Source organism: Gordonia alkaliphila (assembly GCF_023017165.1).
Classification (GTDB): domain Bacteria; phylum Actinomycetota; class Actinomycetes; order Mycobacteriales; family Mycobacteriaceae; genus Gordonia; species Gordonia alkaliphila.
In genome coordinates this window covers 3,084,291-3,109,675 of record NZ_JALKBW010000001.1, presented here as the reverse complement: position 1 = coordinate 3,109,675, position 25,385 = coordinate 3,084,291, and the positions used below count along the sequence as shown (strand labels likewise).

The 25,385-nt window shown below is 70.4% G+C and carries 26 protein-coding genes; 3 read left to right on the top strand and 23 right to left on the bottom strand.

Going from position 1 to position 25,385, the window contains the following annotated elements:
* Nucleotides 1-11: 11 nt before the first annotated feature.
* Genes coaBC through mihF form a run of 4 tightly spaced genes read right to left on the bottom strand, consistent with a single transcriptional unit; the run spans nt 12 to nt 2,484 of the window.
* Nucleotides 12-1,238, bottom strand: coding sequence for a bifunctional phosphopantothenoylcysteine decarboxylase/phosphopantothenate--cysteine ligase CoaBC (gene coaBC / locus MUG78_RS14195; protein WP_246995831.1), 1,227 nt, complete (start codon nt 1,236-1,238; stop codon nt 12-14).
* A gap of 6 nt (nt 1,239-1,244) precedes the next feature.
* The gene (gene rpoZ / locus MUG78_RS14190; protein WP_246995829.1) at nt 1,245-1,541 is read right to left on the bottom strand and encodes a DNA-directed RNA polymerase subunit omega; all 297 of its coding nucleotides are present in this window, start codon (nt 1,539-1,541) and stop codon (nt 1,245-1,247) included.
* Between the two features lie 20 nt (nt 1,542-1,561).
* Nucleotides 1,562-2,167, bottom strand: coding sequence for a guanylate kinase (gmk, locus tag MUG78_RS14185; protein WP_246995827.1), 606 nt, complete (start codon nt 2,165-2,167; stop codon nt 1,562-1,564).
* A 2-nt stretch (nt 2,168-2,169) separates the two neighbouring features.
* Complete coding sequence (gene mihF / locus MUG78_RS14180; protein ID WP_005939231.1) at nt 2,170-2,484, bottom strand: integration host factor, actinobacterial type; 315 nt, start codon at nt 2,482-2,484, stop codon at nt 2,170-2,172.
* Nucleotides 2,485-2,703: 219 nt separating this feature from the next.
* Here mihF and MUG78_RS14175 point away from each other — a divergent pair, with 219 nt between their 5' ends.
* A complete protein-coding gene (locus tag MUG78_RS14175; RefSeq protein WP_246995825.1) occupies nt 2,704-3,780 on the top strand; it encodes an alpha/beta fold hydrolase in 1,077 nt (358 codons plus the stop codon).
* 20 nt (nt 3,781-3,800) lie between these two features.
* Here the strand turns inward: MUG78_RS14175 and pyrF are convergent, their stop codons facing one another.
* From pyrF to MUG78_RS14125, 10 genes are read right to left on the bottom strand one after another with little or no spacing between them, the layout of a single operon-like run.
* A complete protein-coding gene (gene pyrF, locus MUG78_RS14170) occupies nt 3,801-4,631 on the bottom strand; it encodes an orotidine-5'-phosphate decarboxylase (RefSeq protein ID WP_246995823.1) in 831 nt (276 codons plus the stop codon).
* On the bottom strand, nt 4,628-7,981 hold the full coding sequence (carB, locus tag MUG78_RS14165) for a carbamoyl-phosphate synthase large subunit (protein WP_246995821.1): 3,354 nt from the start codon (nt 7,979-7,981) through the stop codon (nt 4,628-4,630). Before carB ends, pyrF begins: the two co-directional genes overlap by 4 nt.
* Nucleotides 7,981-9,156, bottom strand: a complete 1,176-nt coding sequence (gene carA / locus MUG78_RS14160) for a glutamine-hydrolyzing carbamoyl-phosphate synthase small subunit (protein ID WP_246995819.1) — start codon at nt 9,154-9,156, stop codon at nt 7,981-7,983. The genes carB and carA overlap by 1 nt, the downstream gene beginning before the upstream one ends.
* Nucleotides 9,153-9,722, bottom strand: coding sequence for a PH-like domain-containing protein (locus MUG78_RS14155; RefSeq protein ID WP_246995817.1), 570 nt, complete (start codon nt 9,720-9,722; stop codon nt 9,153-9,155). Before MUG78_RS14155 ends, carA begins: the two co-directional genes overlap by 4 nt.
* Nucleotides 9,719-11,005, bottom strand: coding sequence for a dihydroorotase (locus MUG78_RS14150; protein WP_246995815.1), 1,287 nt, complete (start codon nt 11,003-11,005; stop codon nt 9,719-9,721). Before MUG78_RS14150 ends, MUG78_RS14155 begins: the two co-directional genes overlap by 4 nt.
* The gene (locus MUG78_RS14145) at nt 11,002-12,015 is read right to left on the bottom strand and encodes an aspartate carbamoyltransferase catalytic subunit (protein WP_246995813.1); all 1,014 of its coding nucleotides are present in this window, start codon (nt 12,013-12,015) and stop codon (nt 11,002-11,004) included. The genes MUG78_RS14150 and MUG78_RS14145 overlap by 4 nt, the downstream gene beginning before the upstream one ends.
* On the bottom strand, nt 12,012-12,578 hold the full coding sequence (gene pyrR / locus MUG78_RS14140) for a bifunctional pyr operon transcriptional regulator/uracil phosphoribosyltransferase PyrR (protein WP_246995811.1): 567 nt from the start codon (nt 12,576-12,578) through the stop codon (nt 12,012-12,014). Before pyrR ends, MUG78_RS14145 begins: the two co-directional genes overlap by 4 nt.
* Before the next feature lie 58 nt (nt 12,579-12,636).
* Entirely contained in the window at nt 12,637-13,104 is a 468-nt protein-coding gene (gene nusB, locus MUG78_RS14135; RefSeq protein ID WP_246995810.1) for a transcription antitermination factor NusB, read from the bottom strand.
* Nucleotides 13,091-13,654, bottom strand: a complete 564-nt coding sequence (efp, locus tag MUG78_RS14130) for an elongation factor P (RefSeq protein WP_246995808.1) — start codon at nt 13,652-13,654, stop codon at nt 13,091-13,093. The genes nusB and efp overlap by 14 nt, the downstream gene beginning before the upstream one ends.
* Nucleotides 13,655-13,676: 22 nt before the next feature.
* Nucleotides 13,677-14,795: an aminopeptidase P family protein gene (locus tag MUG78_RS14125; RefSeq protein WP_246995806.1), complete on the bottom strand. Its 1,119-nt coding sequence runs from the start codon at nt 14,793-14,795 to the stop codon at nt 13,677-13,679.
* Between the two features lie 43 nt (nt 14,796-14,838).
* On the opposite strand from MUG78_RS14125, the gene MUG78_RS14120 reads away from it, so the two are divergent.
* Nucleotides 14,839-15,342 (top strand): B-4DMT family transporter, encoded by a 504-nt coding sequence (locus tag MUG78_RS14120; protein ID WP_246995804.1) that lies wholly within the window; start codon nt 14,839-14,841, stop codon nt 15,340-15,342.
* 147 nt (nt 15,343-15,489) lie between these two features.
* On the opposite strand, the gene aroB is transcribed toward MUG78_RS14120, so the two are convergent.
* From aroB to MUG78_RS14085, 7 genes are all read right to left on the bottom strand, one after another.
* Nucleotides 15,490-16,596, bottom strand: a complete 1,107-nt coding sequence (aroB, locus tag MUG78_RS14115) for a 3-dehydroquinate synthase (RefSeq protein ID WP_246995802.1) — start codon at nt 16,594-16,596, stop codon at nt 15,490-15,492.
* The gene (locus MUG78_RS14110; protein ID WP_246995800.1) at nt 16,593-17,078 is read right to left on the bottom strand and encodes a shikimate kinase; all 486 of its coding nucleotides are present in this window, start codon (nt 17,076-17,078) and stop codon (nt 16,593-16,595) included. The genes aroB and MUG78_RS14110 overlap by 4 nt, the downstream gene beginning before the upstream one ends.
* Nucleotides 17,079-17,104: 26 nt before the next feature.
* The gene (gene aroC / locus MUG78_RS14105; protein ID WP_281500317.1) at nt 17,105-18,313 is read right to left on the bottom strand and encodes a chorismate synthase; all 1,209 of its coding nucleotides are present in this window, start codon (nt 18,311-18,313) and stop codon (nt 17,105-17,107) included.
* Nucleotides 18,314-18,339: 26 nt separating this feature from the next.
* The gene (locus tag MUG78_RS14100) at nt 18,340-19,089 is read right to left on the bottom strand and encodes a DUF1906 domain-containing protein (protein WP_372493244.1); all 750 of its coding nucleotides are present in this window, start codon (nt 19,087-19,089) and stop codon (nt 18,340-18,342) included.
* Nucleotides 19,090-19,146: 57 nt separating this feature from the next.
* Nucleotides 19,147-19,536 carry a prepilin peptidase gene (locus MUG78_RS14095; protein WP_246995799.1) on the bottom strand — a complete coding sequence of 130 codons (390 nt, stop codon included), beginning with the start codon at nt 19,534-19,536 and terminating at the stop codon, nt 19,147-19,149.
* Between the two features lie 89 nt (nt 19,537-19,625).
* Nucleotides 19,626-20,441 (bottom strand): shikimate dehydrogenase, encoded by an 816-nt coding sequence (locus MUG78_RS14090; protein ID WP_246995797.1) that lies wholly within the window; start codon nt 20,439-20,441, stop codon nt 19,626-19,628.
* Nucleotides 20,441-21,712, bottom strand: coding sequence for an endolytic transglycosylase MltG (locus MUG78_RS14085; protein ID WP_246995795.1), 1,272 nt, complete (start codon nt 21,710-21,712; stop codon nt 20,441-20,443). The genes MUG78_RS14090 and MUG78_RS14085 overlap by 1 nt, the downstream gene beginning before the upstream one ends.
* A 135-nt stretch (nt 21,713-21,847) precedes the next feature.
* Between MUG78_RS14085 and MUG78_RS14080 the strand changes: the two genes are divergently transcribed.
* Entirely contained in the window at nt 21,848-22,039 is a 192-nt protein-coding gene (locus MUG78_RS14080) for a hypothetical protein (RefSeq protein WP_246995793.1), read from the top strand.
* A gap of 192 nt (nt 22,040-22,231) precedes the next feature.
* Here MUG78_RS14080 and ruvX read toward each other — a convergent pair whose 3' ends face one another.
* Together ruvX and alaS are read right to left on the bottom strand one after the other, a co-directional pair.
* A complete protein-coding gene (gene ruvX / locus MUG78_RS14075; RefSeq protein WP_246995791.1) occupies nt 22,232-22,684 on the bottom strand; it encodes a Holliday junction resolvase RuvX in 453 nt (150 codons plus the stop codon).
* Nucleotides 22,681-25,347, bottom strand: coding sequence for an alanine--tRNA ligase (alaS, locus tag MUG78_RS14070; protein WP_246995789.1), 2,667 nt, complete (start codon nt 25,345-25,347; stop codon nt 22,681-22,683). The genes ruvX and alaS overlap by 4 nt, the downstream gene beginning before the upstream one ends.
* Nucleotides 25,348-25,385 lie beyond the last annotated feature (38 nt).

Sequence of the window (25,385 nt, the reverse complement as noted above, 5' to 3'; positions counted from 1 at the left end):
ACAGCCGAACACTACCTATCTGGCACGAGAGCGGCGACTTCGTCAAGGATTCTGCTCGCCATCAATGTCTTTGAGCCATAAGGCAATCCAGTTTCGGTACCATCCGCGCGCAACAGCCATCCGGAGTTGTCGGCGGTGCCGAAGGCGCGGCCGTCGCCGACCGCGTTCACCACGAGGACGTCGCACCCCTTGCGGCGCAGTTTGGCCCGGCCGTGATCGAGAACGCCGCCGTCGGCGTCGCCGGTCTCGGCCGCGAATCCGACGATGACCGTCGACGACGGGATCTGCGCCGCAGTACGCGAGCGCACCAGTCCCGCGAGGATGTCCGGGTTGGTGGTCAGTGCGATGGGCGCCGGACCTTCGGCGCCCTTCTTGATCTTGGCGCCGGCCACGCCGACGGGGCGGAAGTCCGCCACGGCAGCGGCCATGATGATCACGTCGGAGTCGGCGGCGCGAGCGTTCATCTCGCTGCTGAGCTCCACCGCCGAGTCGACGTGCACGATATCGAGCGCCGCGGGAGCGCCGGGTTCGCTGACGGCACCGGAGACCAGCGTGACGGTGGCGCCGCGCTGGGCGGCGACCCGGGCGAGGGCGTAGCCCTGCTTGCCGGAACTGTGATTGCCCAGGTAGCGGACCGGATCCAGCGCCTCGCGGGTGCCGCCGGCGCTGATCAGGACGCGCACCCCGGACAGGTCGTAGGGCAGGGCGTCGGGGCGGGTCAGCAGCAGGTCGCCGAGCAGACCGATCTCGGTCGGCTCGGGCAGGCGGCCCGCACCGGTGTCGGCGCCGGTCAACCGACCCGACGCCGGGGTGAGGACCGTCGAGCCGTGGGCACGCAACGTCGCGACGTTGGCGACGGTCGCGGGGTGCTCCCACATCTCGGTATGCATGGCGGGCACGAACATCACCGGGCACCGCGCGGTCAGCAGCGAGGCGGTGAGCAGATCGTCGGCGCGACCGGCGGCCGCGCGGGCCATCAGGTCGGCGGTCGCCGGGGCGATCACCACCAGGTCGGCCTGCCGACCGAGGGCCACGTGCGCCACCTCGTCGACGTCGTCGAAGACCTCGGTGGTGACGGGATTACCCGACAGCGCCTCGAAGGTGGCGGCGCCGACGAAGTTCAAGGCCGAACGGGTCGGCATCACGCGTACATCGTGGCCGGCTTCGGTGAAATGCCGAATGACCGAACACACTTTGTAGGCCGCGATGCCGCCGCCGACTCCGACGATGACGTGCAACGAGGACTACTCGCCTTCGGTGTGCTCGAGCAGGTCCGCGTGGATCTCGCGCAGCGCGATCGACAGCGGCTTCTCGTGCACGCCCGGCTCCACCAGCGGTCCGACGTACTCCATCAGGCCCTCGGCCAGCTGGTTGTAGTAGTCGTTGATCTGGCGGGCACGCTTGGCGGCGTAGATGGCCAGCGCGTACTTGGACGACGCACGGTCGAGCAGTTCGTCGATGGGCGGATCGGTGATGCCCTGCGGGGTGTCGTAGACGGTTTCTTCGACGAGATCGACGTCGATCTCGGTTTCGGTGCTCACGCTTGTCTCTCCAACGTTCGTTATGTACGGCCCGCAGCGGGGCCGATCAGCAAGTTTAGCAACTGGCGGGCCGAAGCGTCGACATCGTCGTTCACGACGACGTGTCCGAATTCGCCGATGGCGTCCATCTCGACGCGGGCCGTCTCCAGTCGGCGCGCACGGGCCTCCGGGCTTTCCGTCCCGCGGCCCAGCAGGCGGCGTTCCAGCTCCTCCCAGCTCGGGGGCGCCAGGAACACCATGATCGCTTCGGGCATCTGCTGCCGGACCAGGCGGGAGCCGACGAGGTCGACTTCTACCAGCACGGGGTCACCGTGTTCCAGGGCGGCGCGCACCGGCGCGGCCGGGGTACCCGAACGCTGCAGACCCCCGTGGATGTCGGCCCATTCGAGCAGCTCGTCGTTCTCGATCATCGCGTCGAAGGCCGGGCGGGCCACGAAGTAGTAGTCGCGACCGTCCACTTCGCCGGGCCGCGGATCGCGGGTCGTCGCCGACACCGAGAAGACCAGCTCCGGGAGCAGTTCGCGGAGGCGGGCCACCACGGTCGACTTCCCAACAGCCGAGGGGCCGACCAGTACAACCAGTCGGCCCCTCGACGGGGAATCCTGTGCGGATTGCTCAGCGGGCACGCTCAGGAGCTGAACTTCTCGAGCAGAGCCTTGCGCTGACGGTCGCCCAGGCCACGCAGACGACGAGTCGGAGCGATCTCCAGCTCGGTCATGATCTCCTGCGCCTTGACCTTGCCCACCTTGGGCAGCGCCTCCAGCAGAGCGGAGACCTTCATCTTGCCCAGGATCTCGTTCTCCTCGGCGTCGGCCAGGACCTGCTTGAGGTCGGTGCCGCCGCGCTTGAGGCGCTCCTTGAGCTCGGCGCGGACGCGACGTGCCTCGGCTGCCTTCTGCAGTGCGGCCGCACGCTGCTCGTCTGTCAACTGGGGAAGAGCCACGGTTCCTCCGCCTTTCGTTGGTCTTGGTTCGGTGTGGTCCACCGACGCTATACGAGCGCCGGGTGGCTGTGCACCGCGGCCCGGCGGACCGGCGGTACTTCACGACGAGTGTATCCATTCGCGTCATGACCAGGAGCGACGGTACCCCGTCGCGGCGTTCTCGGCGACTACCGCCCCGGGCGCGTCGAACGAACCGCCCGCCGAGTAGCCTCGTGCACCATGCTCGCGTCCGACCTGGCCACACTCGCGCGGGTGCTCCGCGACGACATCGCCCCGCGCACCGCCTCCACCGCGGTGGTCATCGCCGATCACCCGCATGCCCGACTGCTCCGATACGGCTCTGACCAGCAGCTGAACGCCGCACGCGAGGCCGGCGCCGTGCCGGTGCTGCTGGTGCCGCCGCTGGCGGTGCCGGCGCGCTGCTATGACTTGGCGCCCGGCGTGACACCGGGCAATTCGGTCGTCGAGTTCCTGCTGTCCACCGGCACCGTGGTCTACGTGGTGGACTTCGGTGACGTGACGCGCGCCGAACGACACCTGGGTTTCGAGGACTATTTCGACACGTTCGTACCGCGCGCGATCGGCGAGACGATCGACGATTTCGCGTCCGGCGGCGACGCCGTGGACCTGATGGCCTGGAGCCTGGGCGGCACGGTCAGTCTGATGACGGCCGCGCACGACAAGAGTCTGCCGATCCGGTCGGTGATCACCGTCGGCACTCCCCTGAACTACATGCTGCTGCCGCCGTATCCGCTGGTGCGGTCGCTGCTGGCGCCCACCGGCGGCCGCCCGGCCACGTACGCGCTGCGGGCCCTGGCGGGCATTCCCGCGCCCATCGTGCGCGCCGTGTACCGCGGTTTCGCGTGGGAACGCGAACTGAAGAAGCCCTGGTACATCCTGAAGAACCTCGACGACCCGGAGGCGCTGGCGCGCATGCAGGTGATCGACCGGTTCCAGCGGTCGCTGCCCGGCTATCCGGGCAAGGTGGCACAGCAGATGCTGGTGAACTTCATCGTGCGCGACGAGCTGAGCCGCGGGCGCCTCGAGTTCGACGACACGGTGGTGGATCTGACGTCGATCACCGCGCCGATCTTCCTGGTGGGCTCGCACCGCGACGCGATCGCCAGTCATGCGGCGGTACGGCACGGTGAGCAACTCTTCACCGAATCGGCTCATGTGGAGTTCCACACGGTTGAGACCAGCCACCTCGGGCTGCTGACGGGTGCGGCCGCGGCCGCCCAGACCTGGCCGGCGATCGCGGCGTTCCGCGCCCGGCTGGACGCGGAACGCCTGTAGCTCCCTCGCGGGGGTCTCCCCTAACCCAGCGCGGCTTCGATCTCGTCACGGGTGGCGGCCGTGGCCGCGGCCAGGGCCACGGGATCGGGGCCCGCACCCAGAATGCTGCGCGAGGCGGCCGGCAGCAGCCACGTCAGATCGGCGGTGTCGCCGAAGATCGCGGCCAGATCTGCCGCCGTGGCGCCCTGCGCACCCAGCCCGGGCGACAGGATCGGTCCGGCGAGATCGCGCAGGTCCAGGCCGTGCTCGCGGGTCGCGCCGACCACCAGGCCCACGGTCGCCGAGCCGTCGGCGTTGACCGCGGCGGCGGCGTCGACGATCGACTGGGCCACGGTCGCTTCGTCCGCGGTGACCGCGGTCTGCAGCGCCTGCCCGTCCGGGTTGGACGTGCGGGCCAGCACGAAGACCCCGCGATCGGTGGCGCGCGACTGCTCCACGGCCGGAGTCAAGGCGCCGAAACCGAGGTAGGGCGAGACGGTCACGGCGTCCGAGCACAGCGGTGAGGCGTCGTCGAGCCAGGCGGTGGTGTAGGCCGCCATCGTCGATCCGATGTCGCCGCGTTTGGCGTCGGCCAGCACCAGCGCGCCGGCCGCCGTGCACCCGGCGATGGTCTCCTCCAACACGGCCAAGCCGGCCGAGCCGAAGGCTTCGAAGAACGCCACCTGCGGCTTGATGACCGCCGCGGTGGGGCCCAGCCCCGCCACGGCGGCCTCGGCGAAGGCGCGCAGACCGTCGACCGACACCGGCAGTCCCCACTGCTCCAGCAGCGCGGCATGCGGATCGATACCGGCGCAGAGGCGACCGCGGGCGGTCACCGCCGCGCGGTAGCGGTCGGCGAAGCCGGTGCTCACGCCTGCGTCCGCTGCAGTGCCGCGTGCCGACGCTGCAGGGACTCGACGCCCATCGTGGCGCCCAGCGCCGCTTCGATACCCTGCACCGCGGCGCCCGCTCCGGGCACGGTGGTGACGCACGGGATACCGGCGGTGATCGCCACCGCGCGGATCTCGTAGCCGTCCGCACGCGGACCGGAACTGCCCGCCGGGGTGTTGATGATCAGGTCGACGCGCCCGTCCCGGATCATGTCGACCACCGACTCCTCATCGGTGCCGGCCTCGAAGTGCTTGCGCACCTCGGTGACCTCGATGCCGTTGCGCCGCAATACATCCGCGGTGCCGGAGGTGGCGAGGATGGTGAAGCCGAGATCGGCCAGCCGCTTGGTCGGGAAGGCGATGGACGCCTTGTCCCGGTTCGCCACCGAGACGAAGACCGCGCCGCTCGTCGGCAGGGCGTTCGACGCGCCGGCCTGGGCCTTGGCGAAGGCGCGACCGAAGTCGCGGTCGAAGCCCATCACCTCGCCGGTGGACTTCATCTCCGGGCTCAGCAGCGTGTCGATGGCGGCGCCCTCGGGGGTGCGGAACCGGTTGAACGGCAGCACCGCTTCCTTGACCGCCACCGGCGAGTTCACCGGGATCACGCTGCCGTCACCGGACGGCGGGAGGATCCCCTGGCTGCGGAGTTCGGCGATGGACATGCCGAGCATGACGCGCGCGCACGCCTTGGCCAGCGGCACCGCCGTGGCCTTGGACACGAACGGCGCGGTCCGGCTGGCGCGCGGGTTGGCTTCGAGCACGTACAGCACGCCGTCCTTGAGCGCGTACTGGACGTTCAGCAGGCCGCGCACGCCGATGCCCTTGGCGAGGGCCTCGGTGGAGCGACGCACCGCCGCGATCTCCTCGGCGCCCAGGGTGATCGGCGGCAGCGCGCAGGCCGAGTCGCCGGAGTGGATACCGGCCTCCTCGATGTGCTCCATCACGCCGCCGAGGTAGATCTCGGTGCCGTCGTAGAGCGCGTCGACGTCGATCTCCACCGCGTCCTCGAGGAAGCGGTCCACCAGCACCGGACGGTCGTCGGAGATCTCGGTGGCGCGGGAGATGTAGTCGGCCAGGCCCTGCTCGTCGTAGACGATCTCCATGCCGCGGCCGCCGAGCACGTACGACGGGCGCACCAGCACCGGGTAGCCGATCTCGGCGCCGATGTCGCGGGCCTGCTCGAAGGTGGTGGCGGTGCCGAACTTCGGCGCGGGCAGGCCGGCTTCGGTGAGCACCTTGCCGAACTCGCCGCGGTCCTCGGCCAGGTCGATGGCCGCGGGGCTGGTGCCGACGATCGGCACGCCCTCGGCTTCCAGGTGCGCCGCCAGCCCGAGCGGCGTCTGGCCGCCGAGCTGTACGATCACGCCGCGCACGGTGCCGGACTCGGACTCGGCGTGGATCACCTCGAGGACGTCCTCGAGGGTCAGCGGCTCGAAGTACAGGCGGTCGGCGGTGTCGTAGTCGGTGGACACCGTCTCCGGGTTGCAGTTGACCATGACCGTCTCGTAGCCGGCTTCGCTCAACGTCAGCGCCGCGTGCACGCACGAGTAGTCGAACTCGATGCCCTGACCGATCCGGTTGGGACCGGAGCCCAGGATGATCACCTTGGGGCGATCGGGCTGCGGCGCGATCTCCGAGGTGGCCGCGGGATCGAGCTCGTAGCTGGAGTAGTGGTACGGCGTCTTCGCCTCGAACTCCGCCGCGCAGGTGTCGACGGTCTTGTACACCGGGCGCACGCCCAGCCCGTGACGGTGGGCGCGGACCGCGGCCTCGGTGCCCAGGGCGTCGTCGCCGCGCGCACTGCGCAGCGCCGCGATCTGCCGGTCGGACAGACCGGTCGACTTGGCCTCGCGCAGCAGGTCCTCGTCGAGCACGTCGGCGTCGCGCACGCGCGCGCCCATCTCGCCGATGAAGGCGATCTCGGCCAGGAACCACGGGTCGATGGCGGTGGCCTCGTACAGCTGCTCGATGGTCGCGCCGGCCTCCATGGCCTGCATGATCTTGTACATCCGGCCGTCGCGCGGGACGGCGATGTCGGCGAGCAGCGCCGGCAGGTCGATCGTCGCCGGGTCGGGACGGTCGGGTTCTGTCCAGAACCCGGCGGCCTTGGTCTCCAGCGACCGCATCACCTTGCCGAAGGCCTCGGTGAAGCTGCGGCCCAGGCTCATCGCCTCGCCCACCGACTTCATCGTGGTGGTGAGGGTGTCGTCGGCGCCCGGGAACTTCTCGAACGCGAACCGCGGGGCCTTGACCACCACGTAGTCGATCGACGGCTCGAACGCGGCCGGGGTGGCCTTGGTGATGTCGTTGGTGATCTCGTCGAGCGAGTAGCCGATGGCCAGCTTCGCGGCCATCTTCGCGATCGGGTAGCCGGTGGCCTTCGAGGCCAGCGCCGACGACCGCGAGACGCGCGGATTCATCTCGATCACCACGAGGCGACCGTCGCGCGGATCCTGGGCGAACTGGATGTTGCAGCCGCCGGTGTCGACGCCCACCTCGCGGATGATGGCGATCGACTGGTCCCGCATGAGCTGGTACTCGCGGTCGGTCAGGGTCATCGCCGGGGCGACGGTGATCGAGTCGCCGGTGTGCACGCCCACCGGGTCGACGTTCTCGATGGAGCAGATCACGATGACGTTGTCGCGGTTGTCGCGCATGAGCTCGAGTTCGAACTCCTTCCACCCGAGGATGGATTCCTCGATGAGGACGTTCGCGGTGGGCGACGCGGCCAGACCGCCGCCGGCGATCCGGTTGAGGTCGTCCTCGTCGTAGGCCATGCCCGAGCCGAGCCCGCCCATGGTGAACGACGGGCGCACCACCACCGGGTAGCCGAGTTCGGCGACGGTCGCACGGACCTCGTCCATGGTGTGGCAGACGGCCGAGCGGGCGCTTTCGCCACCGATCTTGGTGACGATGTCCTTGAACATCTGGCGGTCTTCGCCGCGCTGGATGGCGTCGATGTCGGCACCGATGAGCTCGATGCCGTGCTTGGCGAGGATCCCCTGCTCGTGCAGGGCCACCGCGGTGTTCAGCGCGGTCTGGCCGCCGAGGGTGGCCAGCACGGCGTCGACCGGATGGCCGGCGGCGGCTTCGGTCTCGAAGACCTTCTCGACGAACTCGGGGGTGATCGGCTCGACGTAGGTGGCGTCGGCGAACTCCGGGTCGGTCATGATCGTGGCCGGGTTGGAGTTGACCAGCGAGACGCGCAGGCCTTCGGCCTTGAGCACGCGGCAGGCCTGGGTGCCCGAGTAGTCGAACTCGCAGGCCTGACCGATGACGATGGGGCCCGAGCCGATGACCAGGACGTGGGAGAGATCAGTACGGCGTGGCATTAGGACTTGGTCCCTTCCATGGCGGCGACGAACTTGTCGAAGAGGTTGGCTGCGTCGTGCGGCCCGGACGCGGCTTCGGGGTGGTACTGGACGGAGAAGGCGGAGCCGTCGATCAGCTCGATGCCCTCCACCACGCCGTCGTTGGCGCAGACGTGGCTCACGCGGCCGCGGCCGAAGTCGGTGTCGAACTCGTCACCGGCCTCGCCTTCGAGCGCGAAACCGTGGTTCTGCGAGGTGATCGCCACCGCGCCGGTGGCGACGTCGAGCACCGGGATGTTGATGCCGCGGTGGCCGAACTTGAGCTTGTAGGTCTTCAGGCCGAGCGCGCGGCCGAGGATCTGGTTGCCGAAGCAGATACCGAAGGTCGGCAGTCCGGCCTTCAGGACCGCGCGGGTCAGTGCGACGGCGCCGTCGGCGGTGGCGGGGTCGCCCGGGCCGTTGGACAGGAAGAAGCCGTCCGGTTCGATGGCGAGCACGTCGTCGATCGTCGCGTCGGAGGGCAGGATGTGCACCTCCACGCCGCGTGCGGCGAGCATGCGCGGGGTGTTGGCCTTGATCCCCAGGTCCAGGGCGGCGACGCGGAACTTGGGCTCGCCTGCGGCCTCGACCACATACGAGTCCTCGGTGCTGACCTCGGCGGCCAGGTCGGCGCCGGCCATCGGGCTCTGCGCCCGTACCTGGGCCAGCATGTCCTCGGCGGTGGTGACGGCCGCGCCGGAGAAGATGCCGGCGCGCATGGCGCCGACCTCGCGCAGTTGGCGGACCACCGCGCGGGTGTCGATCCCGCCGATACCGACGACGCCCTGGGCGATCAGTTCGTCCTCGAGGCTGGAGGTGGCGCGCCAGTTGGACACGCGCACCGTGGGGTTACGTACGGCGTAGCCGGCCACCCAGATCTTGCCCGGGTCCTTGTGGTCGATGAAATCCGCCGACCAGCGCACCTGCGAACGCTTGCCGAGCAGGCTCTCGCCGTCCTCGGTGTTCCAGCCGGTGTTGCCGATCTGCGGGGCCGTGGAGATCACGATCTGCTTGTGGTAGCTCGGGTCGGTCAGCATCTCCTGGTAACCGGTCATCGCGGTGCAGAAGACCGCTTCTCCCAGGGTGACGCCTTCGGCGCCGAAACTGCGCCCGGTGTGAATGTTGCCGTTCTCCAGCACCAATACCGCTTTACTCATGCTTTCTTCCTCTTCGTCTCGGTGCCTACCGCGTCAGCGGCGTCAAGTTCGGTGCGTGTGCGTTCGGTGATGTCCGCGTAGGCCGTGGTCCAGGCCGGGTAGACGGACTTGTCGTCGCCGCGGATGCCGGAGTCCACTTCCACCCCGGACGGCAGTCGCCAGCGGATGGCCAGCAGGCCGTCGCGGCTCATCACCTTTCCGGCCAGGCCGCTCTCGGTGCGGACGGCGGTGATCGCCTCGGTCGGGATCCAGATCGGCGACGCGCCGGTGCGGTCGAGCAGAATGCCCTCCGCGTAGCGCGAGTAGTGGACCAGCGCGCGGTCGCCGAAGTCCTTCACCGCCACGCGGGTGGCCCAGGTCGGCGCCAGGGTGCTGCCGACGTACAGGCCGGTGTCCGGTCCGTCGAGGACCTCGCCGAGCTCGTCCGGCACCACGGGCAGCTCCCCCAGCTGGTCCGCCTGGGCGCGGCCGCGCTTGCGCCAGCCGCGCAGTCCCAGCCAGATCAGGAACAGCCAGAACAGCGCCACGCCGCCCACGATCAGGACGTCGACCAACCACGGGCTCATTCGGCGGTCACCGTGCCGCGCAGCACCGTCAGCGCCACGCGACCGGGCAGGGTCATCGCCGCGTACGGGGTGTTGCGGGACTTGCTGGCCAGCTCGTCCGGCTCGACCGTCCATTCGGCGTCGGGATCGACGACGGTGAGGTTGCCGGGCTCGCCGACGGCGATCGGCCGACCCTGGTCGTCGAGTCCGACGATCTGCGCCGGACGTTCGCTCATCACGCGGGCCACCCCGCGCCAGTCGAGCAGACCCGGGCGGACCATGGTCTCCACCACCACCGACAGCGCCGTCTCCAAGCCCAGCATGCCGGGCTTGGCCTGGGAGAACTCGCAGCACTTCTCCTGCGCGGCGTGCGGCGCATGGTCGGTGGCGACGCAGTCGATGACGCCCTCGGCCAGGGCCGCGCGCAGGGCCAGCTTGTCGCGGTCCTCACGCAGCGGCGGGTTGACGCGGTTCACGCCGTCGTACGTCTCCAGCCGGGAGTCGTCGAGCAGCAGGTGGTGCGGGGTCACCTCGGCGGTGATGGCGATGCCCTGCTCGCGCGCCCAGCGCAGCAGCGACACGGTGCCCTCGGTGGAGGCGTGCGCCACGTGCACGCGGGCGCCGGCGTCGCGGGCGAGCAGCGCATCGCGCGCCACGATCGACTCTTCGGCGGCGCGCGGCCAACCGGCCAGGCCCAGGCGGGCGGCGGTCGGGCCGTCGTGCGCCACGGCGCCCTCGGTGAGCCGCGGATCCTCGCTGTGCTGGGAGATCAGCACGCCCAGGCCGGAGCTGTACTCCAGGGCGCGCTTCATCAGCACTGGGTCGTGCACGCACTTGCCGTCGTCGCTGAACAGCTTCACCTTGGCGGCGCCGTCGGCCATCATGCCCATCTCGGCGAGTTGGCGGCCTTCCAGTCCGACGGTGACCGCACCGACCGGGTGCACGTCGACCAGACCCACCTCCTGGCCGATCCGCCAGACGAGGTCGGTGATGGCCGCGTTGTCGGCCACCGGACTGGTGTTGGCCATCGCGAAGATCGCGGTGTAGCCGCCGCGGGCCGCGGCCGCCGAACCGGTCGCGATGGTCTCGGTGTCTTCGCGGCCGGGTTCGCGGACGTGGGTGTGCAGGTCGACGAAGCCGGGCAGCAGCACGCCGCCGCGGCCGTCGACGGTGCGAGCCCCCTCCGGGGCCGGCAGACCGGTCCCGATCGCGGTGATGACGCCGTCGGTGACGGCGACGTCCACCGGGTCGCCTTCGCCGTACGGCCGGACATCGGTGAGCAGGATGGAACCTGAGACCGTCACTGTTGCGCTCCTGTCGACTGATGGTGGGCGGGCGCCTCGGCGCCGCCGCTGGCGAGTAGCCGGAACAGCACGGCCATGCGGACGTGCACGCCGGCGCGGACCTGCTGCAGGACCACCGACTGCGGGGCGTCGGCCACATCGAAGCCGATCTCCATGCCGCGCAGCATGGGGCCGGGGTGCAGGATCAGCGCGTCCTCCGGCAGTAGTGCGCGCCGGGCGTCGTTGAGGCCGTAGCGGACCGAGTATTCGCGGGAACTCGGGAAGAAGCCGCCGTTCATGCGCTCGGCCTGCACGCGCAGCATCATGACCGCGTCGCTGCCGGGCAGTTCGGCGTCGAGTTCGGTGCTGACCCGCACCGGCCACGTCTGCACCCCGGTGGGCAGCAGCGTGGGCGGCGCCACCAGCGTCACCTCGGCGCCCAGCGTGGAGAGCAGGTGCGCGTTGGAGCGGGCCACCCGGGAGTGCAGGACGTCGCCAACGAGGGTGATCCGGCGGCCGTCGAGCGAGCCGAACTTGGACCGCAGCGTGTAGGCGTCGAGCAGCGCCTGGGTGGGATGTTCGTGCGTGCCGTCGCCGGCGTTGATCACCGACGGGCCGGTGGTGAGCGGCCGTTCCTGGCCGGGCGCCAGGTCGGGCAGGTCGGAGCCGTCGTTGGTCCAGCGCGCGATCTGCGCCGCCGCCCCGGAAGCCGGGTGGCGCACGATCAGGGCGTCGGCGCCGGCGGCCCGCAGGGTCTTGGCGGTGTCGCGCAGCGACTCCCCCTTGCTGACCGACGACGAGGAGGCGCTGACGTTGATCACGTCGGCACTCATCCACTTGCCGGCCACCTCGAAGGAGACGCGGGTGCGGGTGGAGTTCTCGTAGAAGACCGTCATCACGGTGCGGCCGCGCAGCGTGGGCAGCTTGCGGACTTCGCGACCGGCCAGGGCCTGTTCGAAGCGGGCGGCCTCGTCGAGCAGTTCGACGGCGTCGTCGCGGCTCAGGCCTTCGGTGCCGAGGAGATGCTTCACTGTGCCGCCTCCACCGTGGTGCGCACGACGACCTCGTCGACGCCGTCGTGTTCGGCCAGGTGCACGTCGACGTCCTCGTCGCGCGCGGTGGGGATGTTCTTGCCCACGTAGTCGGCGCGCAGCGGGAGCTCGCGGTGACCGCGGTCGACGAGGACCGCGAGCTGGACGGCGGCCGGGCGGCCCAGGTCGCGCAGCGCGTCGAGGGCGGCCCGGACGGTGCGGCCGGAGAAGAGGACGTCGTCGACGAGGATCACCAGGGCGCCGTCCACGCCCCCGGTCGGCACCAGGGTGCGTTCCAGGGGGCGGTGGGGCTTGTCGCGCAGATCGTCGCGATAGAGCGTGATGTCGAGGTAGCCGGTGGGCACCTGCACGCCGGTGAATTCCTCGATCTTCGCGGCCAGCCGCTGCGCGAGCGTGGTACCGCGGGTCGGAATGCCGATCAGGACCACCGGTTGCGGGTGGTCGCCGTCGAGCGCCGTCTTTTCGATCACCTGGTGGGCCATGCGGGCCACCGTCCGACCGACTTCCGACGCGTTCAACAAGGTGCGGGTGCGAGTCGTCACACCGACCTCCTTCTCCGCCTCACGGGACGGATCGTTAAAGGATGTGCCGGTGAGAACTCTACTCCGACGAGCCCGCCGCGCGCACGTGGGGGGCCAACGCCGAAATGCGGTCCAAAACCCCGTTCACAAAGGCCGGAGAGTCGTCGGTGGACAGCTCCGTGGCGAGCTTCACAGCTTCGTCGAGGACCACTTTGATGTCGACGTCGGGCGCGTACAGCAGTTCCCACGTACCCAGACGCAGAATCGCGCGATCGACGGCCGGCAGGCGGTCGAACGACCAGTTCTCGAGGTGCGAGGAGATGATGGCGTCCACCTGACCGGAGTCGGCCACCACGCCCTCCACCGCACGCACCGCGTAGCCGGTCATCTCGCCGACGCTGTCGTCGGTGGCGAAGACCTCGCGACGCTGCGCGATCAGGTCGGTGGCCGGCACGCCCTTGGCTTCGGCTTCGAAGAGCAGATCCACGGCGCGACGGCGTTGGCGGTGCCGGCCGCGCGGCTCTCCCGCGCGATCAGCTGTTGACACGGCCGAGGTAATTCCCGTCGCGCGAGTCGATCTTCAGCTTGTCGCCGGTGTTGATGAACAGCGGCACCGCGACCTCGGCGCCGGTCTCCAGAACGGCCGGCTTGGTGCCGCCGGTGGAGCGGTCGCCCTGCAGGCCCGGATCGGTCTGCGTGACCAGGAGCTCGACGGTCACCGGGAGCTCGACGAACAGCGGCACGTCCTCGTGGGTCGCGACCTGCACGGACATGTTCTCCAGCAGGAAACGGGAGCCGTCGCCCATCACCTCCGGGGTGATCGCGACCTGGTCGAACGTGTCGGCGTCCATGAACACGAAGTCGGAGCCGTCGTTGTACAGGAAGGTCATGTCGCGACGGTCGACGTTGGCCGTCTCCACCTTGACGCCGGCGTTGAAGGTCTTGTCGACGTTCTTGCCCGAGACCACGTTCTTGATCTTGGTACGCACGAAGGCGGGGCCCTTGCCCGGCTTCACGTGCTGGAACTCGACGATCTGCCACAGCTGATTGTCGATCTTGAGCACGAGGCCGTTCTTGAAGTCGGCGGTAGTCGCCATGGGAAGTCTCCTTTGAAATCCGCTACAGGATCAGCAACGCCCGGGGGGCGTTCGTCAGCGACCGCGGCCCGGCATCGGAGACAACGAGCGTGTCTTCGATGCGGACCCCACCGCGGCCAGGCAGATAGATGCCCGGCTCCACGGTGACGATCGCACCGTCACGCAGTGTACCGCGCGCCGCGGTCCCGATCCCCGGCGCTTCGTGGATCTCGAGTCCGACGCCGTGCCCGAGGCCGTGCACGTACTGCTCGCCGTATCCGGAGGCGGCGATCACCTGCCGGGCGGCGGCGTCGATCTCGGCCAGCGCGGCCCCGGGCACCAGGGCCGCCCGACCGGCGGCCTGCGCCTGGCGCACGATCTCGTAGATCTCCCGCTGCCACGGTGCGGGCTCGCCGAGCACCACGGTGCGCGTCATGTCCGAGTGGTAGCCGTCGACCACGGCACCGAAGTCGATCTTGACGAAGTCGCCGGTCGCCAGGACGTCCGACGTCGGACGGTGGTGCGGAACCGCGGAGTTCGGGCCGGCGGCCACGATGGTCTCGAACGCGATCGCCGCCGCGCCCCGCGCATACATCTCCCATTCGAGGTCGCGCGCCACCTCGCGTTCGGTGCGGCCGGGCGCCACCGCGCCCCGTTCCAGCAGCGCGGCCAGCGCCTCGTCGCCGATTCGGCAGGCTGCCTCGACCAGCGCTGTCTCCCCCGCGTCCTTGACCTCGCGTAGCGCCTGCACCAGTCCGCGGACCGGAACCAGCTCCACCGGCGACGACTCGACGGCCGTGCACAGTTCGCCGAAGTCACCGACCGTCACCGCATCGGCTTCGAAGGCCACGCGCACCGCCGTGCCCGCGGCCCCGGCGCGTTCGACCAGCGCACCGATGGTGTCGCGGGCGAGCACCGCGTCCAGCTCCGGACTCTGTTCAGCCACCTGCGCGGTGTACCGGCCGTCGGTGGCGATGCGGTCGCGCGACGGATCGTCGCGCCAGATCAGCACCGCAGCGTTGCTTCCGGTGAAGCCGGTGAGATAGCGGACGTTGGTCAGGTCGCTGACCACCACGGCATCGGCGCCGTGGGCGGCCAGGGCGGCCGCCACGGCGGCTCGTCGGGCGGGGTGATCGGGAACGGTATCGGGTGCAACACGCATACCGGAGATTGTTGTACACATCTCAGGCCGGTATGTTGACCCCATGCAATCCTGGCTTCTGCGCGGCATCGTCATGTCGATCGTTCAGATCATCGCCCGAGTAGCCCTCGGCTTCGCCATCATCGCCTGGCCCGTCCAGTCGCCCATCTCACGGTGGATCGCCATCATCGCCGTCGTCCTGGTCGCGATCATCTGGGGCGGGTACGACGGCATTCGCGATGCGCGGGCCCATCCGGACCCCGACGACTACGACGATCTCACCATGCGGTGGCTCAAGGCCGGTTTCTTCGCCGGTCTGGTGGCCTGCTTCGTCTGCTGGCTGCTGGGCACCTTCTGGCTCGACGGCATCGGCCAGGCCTCGTTCTGGATCGAGATGATCGCCGGTACCTCGTTCATCACGCTGCTGGTGTACGTGCCCGCCTTCTTCGGCGTCAGCGTGGGCCGCTGGATCGTGCGTCGCGATCAGCGCAAGAACGAGCCCGACGAGGATTGGTCGGTGCACGAGCTGCACAACCAGCCGACCGACGTGGTCGACACCCACGCCTGAACAGCTACGCCGGAAACGCCGCGGACTTCCTCTCGAAGTCCGCGGCGTTTCCGTCTTCCCGCTCGGCCGTGTCGCGACCCTGCTGCCGCCTCGCCGGGAGGGCTCCGCGAGCGACCCGCGATCAGGGTCGCGACACGTGAGCGTGGGCTAGAGCGAGATGGTGGTGGCGGAGGCCCGCTGGCCGCCGATCGCGCCGTAGGCGGCGGCGATCAACGACGGGTCCGGGGCTTCGAGCCGACCCGGCTTGGCCAGGCCGTCGAGCACCACGAAGCGCAGCATGCCCGAGCGGTTCTTCTTGTCGCCGGCCATGTACTGCATCAGCTCGCCGAGCGCGTCCGGGTCGTAGGTGGTGGGCAGACCCACCAGCTCCAGCAGCGTCCGGTGCCGGTCGGCGGTCGCATCGTCGAGACGCCCGGCCAGACGGGCCAGTTCGGCGGCGAAGACCATGCCCACCGAGACGGCGGCGCCGTGGCGCCACTTGTAGCGCTCCCGCCGCTCGACGGCGTGGCCGAGGGTGTGCCCGTAGTTGAGGATCTCCCGGAGCGAGGACTCCTTGAGGTCCGCGGAGACCACGTCGGCCTTCACCTGCACGCTGCGCCGGATCAGTTCGGGCAGCACGGTGCCGGTCGGATCGAGCGCGGCTTCCGGGTCGGCCTCGATGAGGTCGAGGATCGCCGGGTCGGCGATGAAGCCGGTCTTGATGACCTCGGCCAGGCCCGCGATGATCTCGTTGCGCGGCACCGATTCGAGGGTGCCGAGGTCGATGAGGACGGCGTCGGGCTCGTGGAAGGAGCCGACCAGATTCTTGCCGGCGTCGGTGTTGATGCCGGTCTTGCCGCCGACGGCCGCGTCCACCATGGCGAGCAGGGTGGTCGGCACGTGCACCACGCCGATGCCGCGCATCCAGGTGGCGGCGACGAAGCCGGCGAGGTCGGTGGCGGCACCGCCGCCGAGGCTCACGACCTTGTCGTTGCGCTTGAGGCCGATGCGGCCGAAGACCTCCCAGCAGTACGACGCGACCTGCAGGTCCTTGCCGTCCTCGGCGTCCGGGATCTCCAGGCGGTGCGCCTCCTTGCCGTGTTCGCCGAGGAACTCGACGATCTGCTCGGCGGTCTGACGCAGCGGCGGCTGGTAGACCACGGCCACCCGGTCGGCGCCGGCGACGGCCTCGGCCAGGTCGGTCAGCAGGCCGCGCCCGATCGTCACGTCGTACGGTGCGGCCGCGCGGACGGCCACCTTTACCGGCTCGGTCATGAGGGGTTCTCCTGGTTCGGGGGCAATGCGGTGAGGATCTGGGCGACGAGGCGGTCGATCGGCGCGTCGGCGTCGACGGTGTGGGCGGCCACGGCACGATAGGCGTCGACGCGTCCGGCCAGCAGTTCGGCGTAGCGCGCGGCCGGGTCGGGGTGCGCCAGCAGCGGGCGGTCGGAACCGGCGACGCGGGCGAACCCGGTGTCGGCGTCGACCTGCAGGTAGACCACGTGGTGGCCGGTCAGGGCGGCGGCGATGTCCGGGACGGTCACCGATCCCCCGCCGAGGGCGACCACACCGTCGGCAGTGGCCAGGACGTCGAGCACGGTGTCGCGTTCGACGGCGCGGAAGGCCGCTTCGCCGTCGGCGAAGATCTCCGGGATGCTGCGCCCGGCCCGACGCTCGATCTCGGCGTCGGTGTCGAGGTAGTCCACCCCGAGTGCGGCGGCCAGGGCCCGTCCCACCGTCGACTTACCGGATCCCATGAATCCGGTGAGCACGGCGCGGGGCGTCACGGCCGCGGCGGCCGCGCGTCGATCGCGTCGCGGTAGGAACGCAGGTTGGCGGCGGTCTCGCGCGCCGAGTCGCCGCCGAACTTGTCCAGCGCCGCCTGGGCCAGCACCAGGGCCACCATCGCCTCGGCGACGACGCCGGCGGCCGGCACGGCGCACACGTCGCTGCGCTGGTGGATGGCGCTGGCCGGTTCGCCGGTGGACATGTCCACCGTCGACAGCGCGCGCGGCACCGTGGAGATCGGCTTCATGGCGATGCGGACCCGCAGATCCTCACCGTTGGTCATGCCGCCTTCCAGGCCGCCGGCCCGGTTGGTGGACCGCAGCACGCCGTCGGCGCCGGGCACCATCTCGTCGTGCGCGGCGCTGCCGCGGCGGCGGGCGGTGGTGAAGCCGTCGCCCACCTCGACGCCCTTGATGGCCTGAATGCCCATCAGGGCGCCGGCCAGGCGGGCGTCCAGGCGAGTCTCGCCGGACACGTGCGAGCCCAGACCGATCGGCACACCGGTGGCGATGATCTCCACCACGCCGCCGAGGGTGTCGCCGTCGCGCTTGGCGGCTTCGATCTCCTCGATCATCGACGCCTCGGCGTCCTTGCCGAAGGAGCGGACCGGGCTGTCGTCGATCGCCGGCAGATCGCTGTAGCGCGGGGCCGGGCCGGTGTAGTCGGCGCTGTCGCCGATGGAGATGACGTGCGAGAGGACCTCGATACCGAGCACCTGGCGCAGGAAGTTGCGCGCCACGGTGCCTGCGGCGACGCGGGCCGCCGTCTCGCGGGCGCTGGCGCGCTCGAGGACCTGGCGGGCGTCGTCGAAGTCGTACTTGAGCATGCCCGAGTAGTCGGCGTGGCCCGGGCGCGGGCGGGTCAGCGGCGCATTGCGAGCGCTGCCCTCCAGCTCGGCCGGATCCACCGGATCGGCCGCCATCACCTGTTCCCACTTGGGCCACTCGGAGTTGCCGATCTCGATGGCGATCGGGCTGCCCATGGTGAGGCCGTGGCGGATGCCGCCGACGACGGTGAGTTTGTCGGCCTCGAACTTCATCCGCGCGCCGCGGCCGTAGCCCAGGCGCCGACGGGCGAGTTGTTCGGCGATATCTGACGAGGTGACCTCGACCCCGGCCACCATGCCCTCGATCATCGCGATCAGGGCGGGTCCGTGGGATTCTCCAGCAGTAGTCCAGCGCAGCACAGTGACCGATTCTTCCAGAAGCGCGGCGGCGGTGCGTCAGCGGCTCAGCGCCACTGGCCGTAGTCGGCCTTCAGAACCGTGTTGACGTCGACGTTGATGCCGCCGACGGTGCGCTGGCCGGGGATTTGATGCAGGTGAGCGGCCGGATGGAGATAGCCCTTGGGCGTGCCCCAGTCGTGCTGCCAGAACCACCGCGCCAAACCGGTGTTCGACGCCCACTGGATGGCCTGCGCGTTGCCGTACACGCCGACGCGCGCCGGACCGATCACCGAGTTCCACGCCAGCAGGTACGGCGCGATCCGCGTGACGAACTGACTGAAGCTGGGGTCGTCGTCGATCGAGACGTAGATCGGGGCGCCGGCCGGCCCCCCGGCCTCGGTGTGCAGCGCCGCGCCGCGACGCCCGTGCTGCAGGCCCGCGGGATAGCCGCCGAGCCAGTCGGCGGTCTCAGCCTTGCCGAACTGATAGTTGGAGACGACGGTGAGTCCGGCCGCCCGCATCGCGGAGGCCTCGGCGGCCAGCAGTGGCTTGCCGGTCATGTACTCGGCACCGGGCCGACGATCGGACACGTAGCGGATCACCCCGGCGTGCCCGGCAGCCGCGACCGCTTTCGGATCAGGCACTCCGACGGCGTAGTCGAGCAGGGTGCCCAGCGAAGTGCCGGGCGGCAGCGACGGCGGCAGTTCCGAGGACCCGACGGCCTGCGCCGTCCCCGCGGGCACGAGCGCGCCGACGCCGAGGCCGACGGCCCCGGCGGCGACGGTGGACAGGAAACGACGACGAGACAGCTGCACGCCCTCACCGTAGCGGGAGCCACTCCTACAACTCCAGACCCAATAACCTCATGAGTCTCAATAGTTACCGACCGGCACCAGCCACAGCATCACCGTCGCCAGGACGAGGGCCGGACCGTGCGGGACCGCCGACCGGCCCGTGGCCAGGCACGCCGCCGCAGTCAACGCTCCGGCCCCGGCCACCGCCAGCAGCGCGGTCAGCGGGTTGCCGAGCAGGGCGCCGCAGCCGACCGCCAGCTTCACGTCTCCCCCGCCGCAGCCGCGACCGAAGAACCCGATCAGATAGGGCACGGCGGCCGCCACCGCAGCCGCACCCGCCGACGGCTCGGCCAGGATCAGCAGCACCGACGCGCCCAGCAGCGGCACGCTCAGCACATTCCGGATGCGCCCGGTCCGCGCGTCGATCACCGCCAACACCACCAGGTATCCCGCGACGAACCACCCCATGCCCCTCAGCGTGGCCGCCCGAGCCGACGACGCCCCCGCGGCCGTCCACAGGCTCGCCCGCCAGGCGCGGGCTGTCCACAGGCGGGACGTCAGGTCAGCGCGGTCGCCATCGCCGCGCGCGGTGCCGGCCGCCCGGTGAACTGCTCCACCTGGCTGTACGCCTGGTTCAGCAGCATGACGAGGCCGCCCACGACGATGCCGCCGGCCTCGTTCACCGCGCTCGCCAGCGGTGTGGGCCACGGATCGTAGATCACGTCGATCAGGCGACGGGAGGCCCGCAGCGACGCGAGCACCGGGGCCGTCGCGGTGGCCGGAACCGTGGAGATCACCACGTCGGCGTCGGCCGCCGCGGACGCCAACGGCGGACCGTCCTCGAAACCGACCACGGTGCAGGCCAGCCCCAGCCGATGCGCCAGATCCACCGCTCCGGACGCCCGTGCCGCGCTGCGCGCGGAGATCGTCACCTCGTGCACGCCCCAGTCGGCGAGCGCGGCAATGGTCGGCAGCGACGTGCCGCCGGCACCGATCACCACGGCGCGGTCCGCGTCGGCGGGCACCGCCGCTTCCCGCAGGGCGCCCGTCATCCCGTCGACATCGGTGCAATCGGCGCGCCACCGGCCGTCCGGCAGACGCACCAGGGTGTTAGCTGAGCCGATCAACGCGGCCCGCTCGGTGACCTCGTCGGCCACCTCCAGCGCGGCCAGCTTGCCCGGCATGGTCACCGAGAAGCCGACCCATTCCGGTCCCGCCGCGGCGACCCGCTCGGGCAGTTCCTCGGCGGTGGTCTCCAGCCGGTCGTACGTCCAGCCGTCCAGACCGAGCGCGGCGTACGCCGCCCGGTGCAGATCGGGCGAACGCGAATGCCGCACCGGCGATCCGAGCACCGCCGCCTTACGCGCCGTCATCAGCTGCAGCCGGTGGTGATGAACTTGTTCTTGCAGGCCACGTCGCGGTTCTTCTTGTGCCGCTCGTAGCTCTGCGCGAACAGCGTGGTGCCCTGCTTGTCCACGGTCACGAAGTACAGCCAATTCCCCTCGGACGGATTCTCCACCGCGGCCAACGCACGCTCGCCGACCGCGCCGATCGGCGTCACCGGCAGACCTTCCCGCTGGTAGGTGTTCCACTCAGTCTTCGAGGTGTAGGCCTCACCGAAGACATCGATGTTGGTGATGGCGGCCGTGTAGTTGGCTGTGGAATCCATCTCCAGCTTCTGGCCCTTGTCCAGACGGTTGAGGATCACCCGCGCCACCTTGGCGTAGTCGTCGGGCTGGCTCACTTCACGTTCGACGATGGAGGCCACCACCAGCGTGTCGTACGGCAACAGGCCCGAATCGTTGGCGCTGAGCAGCCCCCACGTCTCGAACCGGGTGGCACTGCGCGTGATGAGCGAATTCAGCAGTTCCTTCGCGTCCAACCGGGGATCGACGTCCTCCCACGCTCCGGACGCGATCAGCCCCTCGATCCGGCGGTGATCGCCGTCGAGCTTGGTCAGCGCCGACGTCGCCCACTCGGGCACGCCCAGTTCGGCCGCCGACGACTGCGCCGCCGCCGTCTGCAACTGCTCGACGGTGACGCCGTACGTGCGTCCGTCGGCCTCGAGCGACGTGGCATCGGCGAGCATCTGGAAGATGCCGGGGGTCACCTTGCCGTCGACACCGGTCTTGGAGTCGAGCTGCAGGCCCTCGGGGATCACGACGCGTCCCACGCGGCTCTCGCCGCCGGCGATCCGATCGACCGCGGTCGTGGCCGAGATACCGGTCGGAAGTTCGTAGTAGCCCGCCGACAGCGCCTGGTTCCCGGCGGCGTCGACGAAGGCCCGCTGACTGCCGACCACGCCCGCGTCGGTGAGCAACCGCCCGAATTCGCGCAGGGAGGCATCCTCGGGGACCGCCACCAGCACCATGGCACCGCCGGTGGTGGAGTCGAAGTCCTTGCGCGAGTCGAAGACGCCGAGCTGGCGCATGCCGACCAGGCCCACCGACACCAGCAGCACGAGAACGGCCACCATGGCGAAGATCATCCGACCGCGCTTGCGCCGCGCGGGCATACCGGGGCCCGGCTCCGCGTCGTCGAGCCAATCCGGGTTGTCCGGCGGCTCGATCGGCGGCGCGGGCGCGGCCGGCTCCGCGGCCGGCGGCTCGGCGGCCAGCGGCTCGAGCACGGCGGGCTCGGGCACGATCGGTTCGGCAGCGAGCGGGACGGGACGAACGGTCGGCGGGGCAGCCGCGGCGGGCGCCGTCGCGACCTCGTCGAGAATGTCGAAGGTGGGCGCTGCCTGCGGGCCGTGGAAACCGGCGCCGTAGGCGGGGCCGTGGAAGCAGGCGGCGGTGCCGCGGCGACCGGACGCTGCGGCGGTGCCGCGGGCGGTGGTGTGGGAGCCGGAGCCGCCGACGGCGCGGCCGGGGTCACCGGAGTCCGCGGTGCGGCCGGTTTCGTCGGAGCCGCGGGGGGCTCGGTGAACGTCGAGCCGAACTGCATCTGCGGCAACTCGGTCTGCGAGTAGCGGATCTCCAGATACGGGTTGGGCGACCGCTCGGGCCGTCGGTAGTCCACCGTCGGGTCGGGCATATCCGACGGCGTCCGCACGATCGGGATACTGCCCGTCGTCGTCGGATCACCCGGGGCACGACGACGCCGATGCCGCGTGGGCGGCTCAGCGCGATGCCCCGGAATCGGGCGTTCCGGGCCGTTCTCGTCAGTCACTTGCGTCCCGTCCTTGGTTGCGTCGGGCATCCAGCCATCCCTGAAGGATAGCCACCGCGGCGGCCTGATCGATCACGGCGCGCGCGGCTTTACCCTTCCGTCCGCTGGCCCGCAGCGCACCGGCCGCGGTCACCGTCGTGAGGCGTTCGTCGTGGTACAGCACCGGCACCGGGGCGACGGCCGCGGCCACCTGGTCCCCGAAGTCGCGGGCGGCCTCCACGGCCGGACCGTCGGTGTTGCGCAGCGTGCGCGGCAGACCGACGATCACCTCGATCACTTCGTACTCGGCCGCCAGCGCCGCGACCCGCCGCACATCGGCGTCGTCGGGCGTGCGCTGCACCGTCTCCACCGGCGTCGCCAGGATGCCGTCCGGGTCGCACGTGGCGACCCCGACCCGCACGCTGCCGACGTCGATCGCCAGGCGCCGACCGCGCGGGGCGATCACTGCTCCCCGATGATGTCGCGAATCCGCCGCAGCGCGGCATCGATGCCTGCGGCATCGCTGCCCGAACCCTGGGCCAGGTCCGGCTTGCCGCCCCCTCGACCGGACACCAGCGGCGCCACCTCGCCCACCAGGGCACCGGCCTTGAGACCGCGGTCGCGGGCGGCCGCGGTGGTCGCCACCACGAACGGGACCTTGGCGCCGTCGACGGCGAACAGGGCCACCACGGCATCCCGGTCGGCCACCTTGCCGCGCAGTTCGGTGACGAGGGTCCGCAGACCGTTCGCGTCCACGCCGTCGCCCACCCGGCCGGCCACCACGAGGGTGCCGCCGACGGACTCGGCGTCGTCGATCAGGCTGCCGACGGCCGCGCGGGCCTGCTCGGCACGGACGGCGTCGAGCGCCTTCTCCGCCTCCTTGAGACGCGTGACGAGCTGCTCGACGCGGTCGGGCACCTGCTCGGACGGCACCTTCAGCGACGCCGACAGACCGGCCATCAGGGCCCGCTCCTTGGACAGGTAGCGCAGCGAATCCATGCCGACGTAGGCCTCGACGCGGCGCACACCGGAGCCCACCGACCCTTCGCCGATCACCGTGACCGGGCCGATCTGGGCGGAGGTGCCGACGTGGGTGCCGCCGCACAGCTCCATCGAGAACGGTCCGCCGATCTCCACGACACGCACGTCGTCGCCGTAGTTCTCGCCGAACAGCGCCAGCGCGCCCATCTCCTTGGCCTTGGCCAGGTCGGTCTCGAAGGTGTTGACCGTGTAGTTGGCCGCGACGGCCTCGTTGCTGATCTGCTCGATCTGCGCGCGCTGGTCATCGCTCAGCGGCGACGAGGCGTGGAAGTCGAAGCGCAGGTAGCCGGGACGGTTCAACGAACCGGCCTGGGTGGCGGTGGGTCCGAGGACCTGCCGCAGCGCGGCGTGCACCAGATGGGTGCCCGAGTGGCCCTGGGTGGCCCCGTGCCGCCAGCCGGAGTCCACCGAGGCCAACACCTCGTCGCCCTCGACGATCTCGCCGGCCTCCACCACACCGCGATGCAGCCAGACCTGCTTGTTGAGCTTCTGCACGTCCTTGACGGCCAGGCGCGCGCCGCCGGTGGTGGTGATGGTGCCGATGTCGGCGGTCTGGCCGCCGGATTCGGCGTACAGCGGCGTCCGGTCCAGCACCAGTTCCACCTCGGTGCCCGGGGTGGCCGCCAGCACGCGCTCGCCGTCGGCGACCATGCCGAGGACGCGAGCGTTGCTGACCAGTTCGGTGAAGCCGGTGAACTCGGTGGGGCCGCGATCGAGGAAGTCGCGGTAGGCCGACAGGTCGGCGTGTCCGGACTTGCGGGCCGCGGCGTCGGCCTTGGCGCGTCGACGCTGCTCGGCCATCAGCTCGGTGAAGCCTTCGCGGTCCACCTGCAGACCGGCCTCGGCGGCCATCTCCAGGGTCAGGTCGATCGGGAAACCGTAGGTGTCGTGCAGGGTGAAGGCGTCGTCGCCGCTGATCCGCTCCCGGCCGGCGGCCTTGGTGGCGCTAGCGGCCTCGGCGAACAACACCGAACCCGAGGCCAGGGTGCGGCCGAACGAGGTCTCCTCGGCGACGGCGACGGTCAGGATGTGGTCGTGCTGCTCGGCGAGCTCCGGGTACGCCGGGCTCATGTTCTCGATGACCTTCTCCACGATGGCGGCCATCGTGGGTGCGGTGGCACCGAGCAGTCGCATCGAGCGGACCACGCGACGCAGCAGGCGGCGCAGCACGTAGCCGCGACCGTCGTTGCCCGGGATCACGCCGTCACCGATCAGCATCACGGCGGTGCGCGAGTGGTCGGCGATGACGCGGAAACGCACGTCGTCTTCGGCGTTGCCTGCGCCGTAGACGCGGCCGCTGAGCGCGGAGGCGAGGTCGATGACCGGCTTGAGCAGATCGGTCTCGTAGACGTTGTCGACACCCTGCAGCAGGCAGGCGACACGCTCGATGCCCATGCCGGTGTCGATGTTCTTCTTCGGCAGCGGGCCGAGGATCTCGTAATCGTCCTTGCTGGTGCCCTCGCCGCGTTCGTCCTGCATGAACACGAGGTTCCAGATCTCGATGTAGCGATCCTCGTCGGCCTCCGGGCCGCCTTCGACACCGTATTCGGGGCCGCGGTCGTAAAAGATCTCCGAGCACGGACCGCACGGTCCGGGCACGCCCATCGACCAGAAGTTGTCGGCCATCCCCCGACGCTGAATGCGCTCGGCGGGCACGCCGATCACGTCGCGCCAGATGCCTTCGGCCTCGTCGTCGTCGACGTAGACCGTGGGCCACAGGCGCTCCGGGTCCATGCCGTAGCCGCCCTGCTCCACCGGATCGGTCAGCAGCGACCACGCGAACTCGATGGCCTCGCGCTTGAAGTAGTCGCCGAAGGCGAAGTTGCCTGCCATCTGGAAGAAGGTGTTGTGACGCGTGGTGACGCCCACCTCCTCGATGTCGAGGGTGCGCACGCACTTCTGCACGCTGGTGGCGCGCGGGAAGGGCGGCGTCTGGTCCCCCAGGAAGTACGGCTTGAAGGGCACCATGCCGGCATTGACGAACAGCAGGTTCGGATCGTCCAGAATCAAGGGGGCGCTGGGCACCTCGGTGTGTCCGGCCCGGATGAAGTGATCCAGGAAGCGTTTCCGGATTTCATGCGTCTGCACTGGGCTGAATGTCCTTCGCTCAACAATCGCGGGTAGTC

Excerpts from the sequence above, each read along its gene's own strand:
- MUG78_RS14175 (WP_246995825.1), top strand. The coding sequence starts at position 2,704 with ATGCTCGCGTCCGACCTGGCCACACTCGCGCGGGTGCTCCGCGACGAC.
- carB (WP_246995821.1), bottom strand. The coding sequence starts at position 7,981 with ATGCCACGCCGTACTGATCTCTCCCACGTCCTGGTCATCGGCTCGGGC.
- carA (WP_246995819.1), bottom strand. The coding sequence starts at position 9,156 with ATGAGTAAAGCGGTATTGGTGCTGGAGAACGGCAACATTCACACCGGG.
- MUG78_RS14155 (WP_246995817.1), bottom strand. The coding sequence starts at position 9,722 with ATGAGCCCGTGGTTGGTCGACGTCCTGATCGTGGGCGGCGTGGCGCTG.
- efp (WP_246995808.1), bottom strand. The coding sequence starts at position 13,654 with ATGGCGACTACCGCCGACTTCAAGAACGGCCTCGTGCTCAAGATCGAC.
- MUG78_RS14125 (WP_246995806.1), bottom strand. The coding sequence starts at position 14,795 with ATGCGTGTTGCACCCGATACCGTTCCCGATCACCCCGCCCGACGAGCC.
- MUG78_RS14120 (WP_246995804.1), top strand. The coding sequence starts at position 14,839 with ATGCAATCCTGGCTTCTGCGCGGCATCGTCATGTCGATCGTTCAGATC.
- aroB (WP_246995802.1), bottom strand. The coding sequence starts at position 16,596 with ATGACCGAGCCGGTAAAGGTGGCCGTCCGCGCGGCCGCACCGTACGAC.
- MUG78_RS14110 (WP_246995800.1), bottom strand. The coding sequence starts at position 17,078 with ATGGGATCCGGTAAGTCGACGGTGGGACGGGCCCTGGCCGCCGCACTC.
- MUG78_RS14095 (WP_246995799.1), bottom strand. The coding sequence starts at position 19,536 with ATGGGGTGGTTCGTCGCGGGATACCTGGTGGTGTTGGCGGTGATCGAC.
- MUG78_RS14090 (WP_246995797.1), bottom strand. The coding sequence starts at position 20,441 with ATGACGGCGCGTAAGGCGGCGGTGCTCGGATCGCCGGTGCGGCATTCG.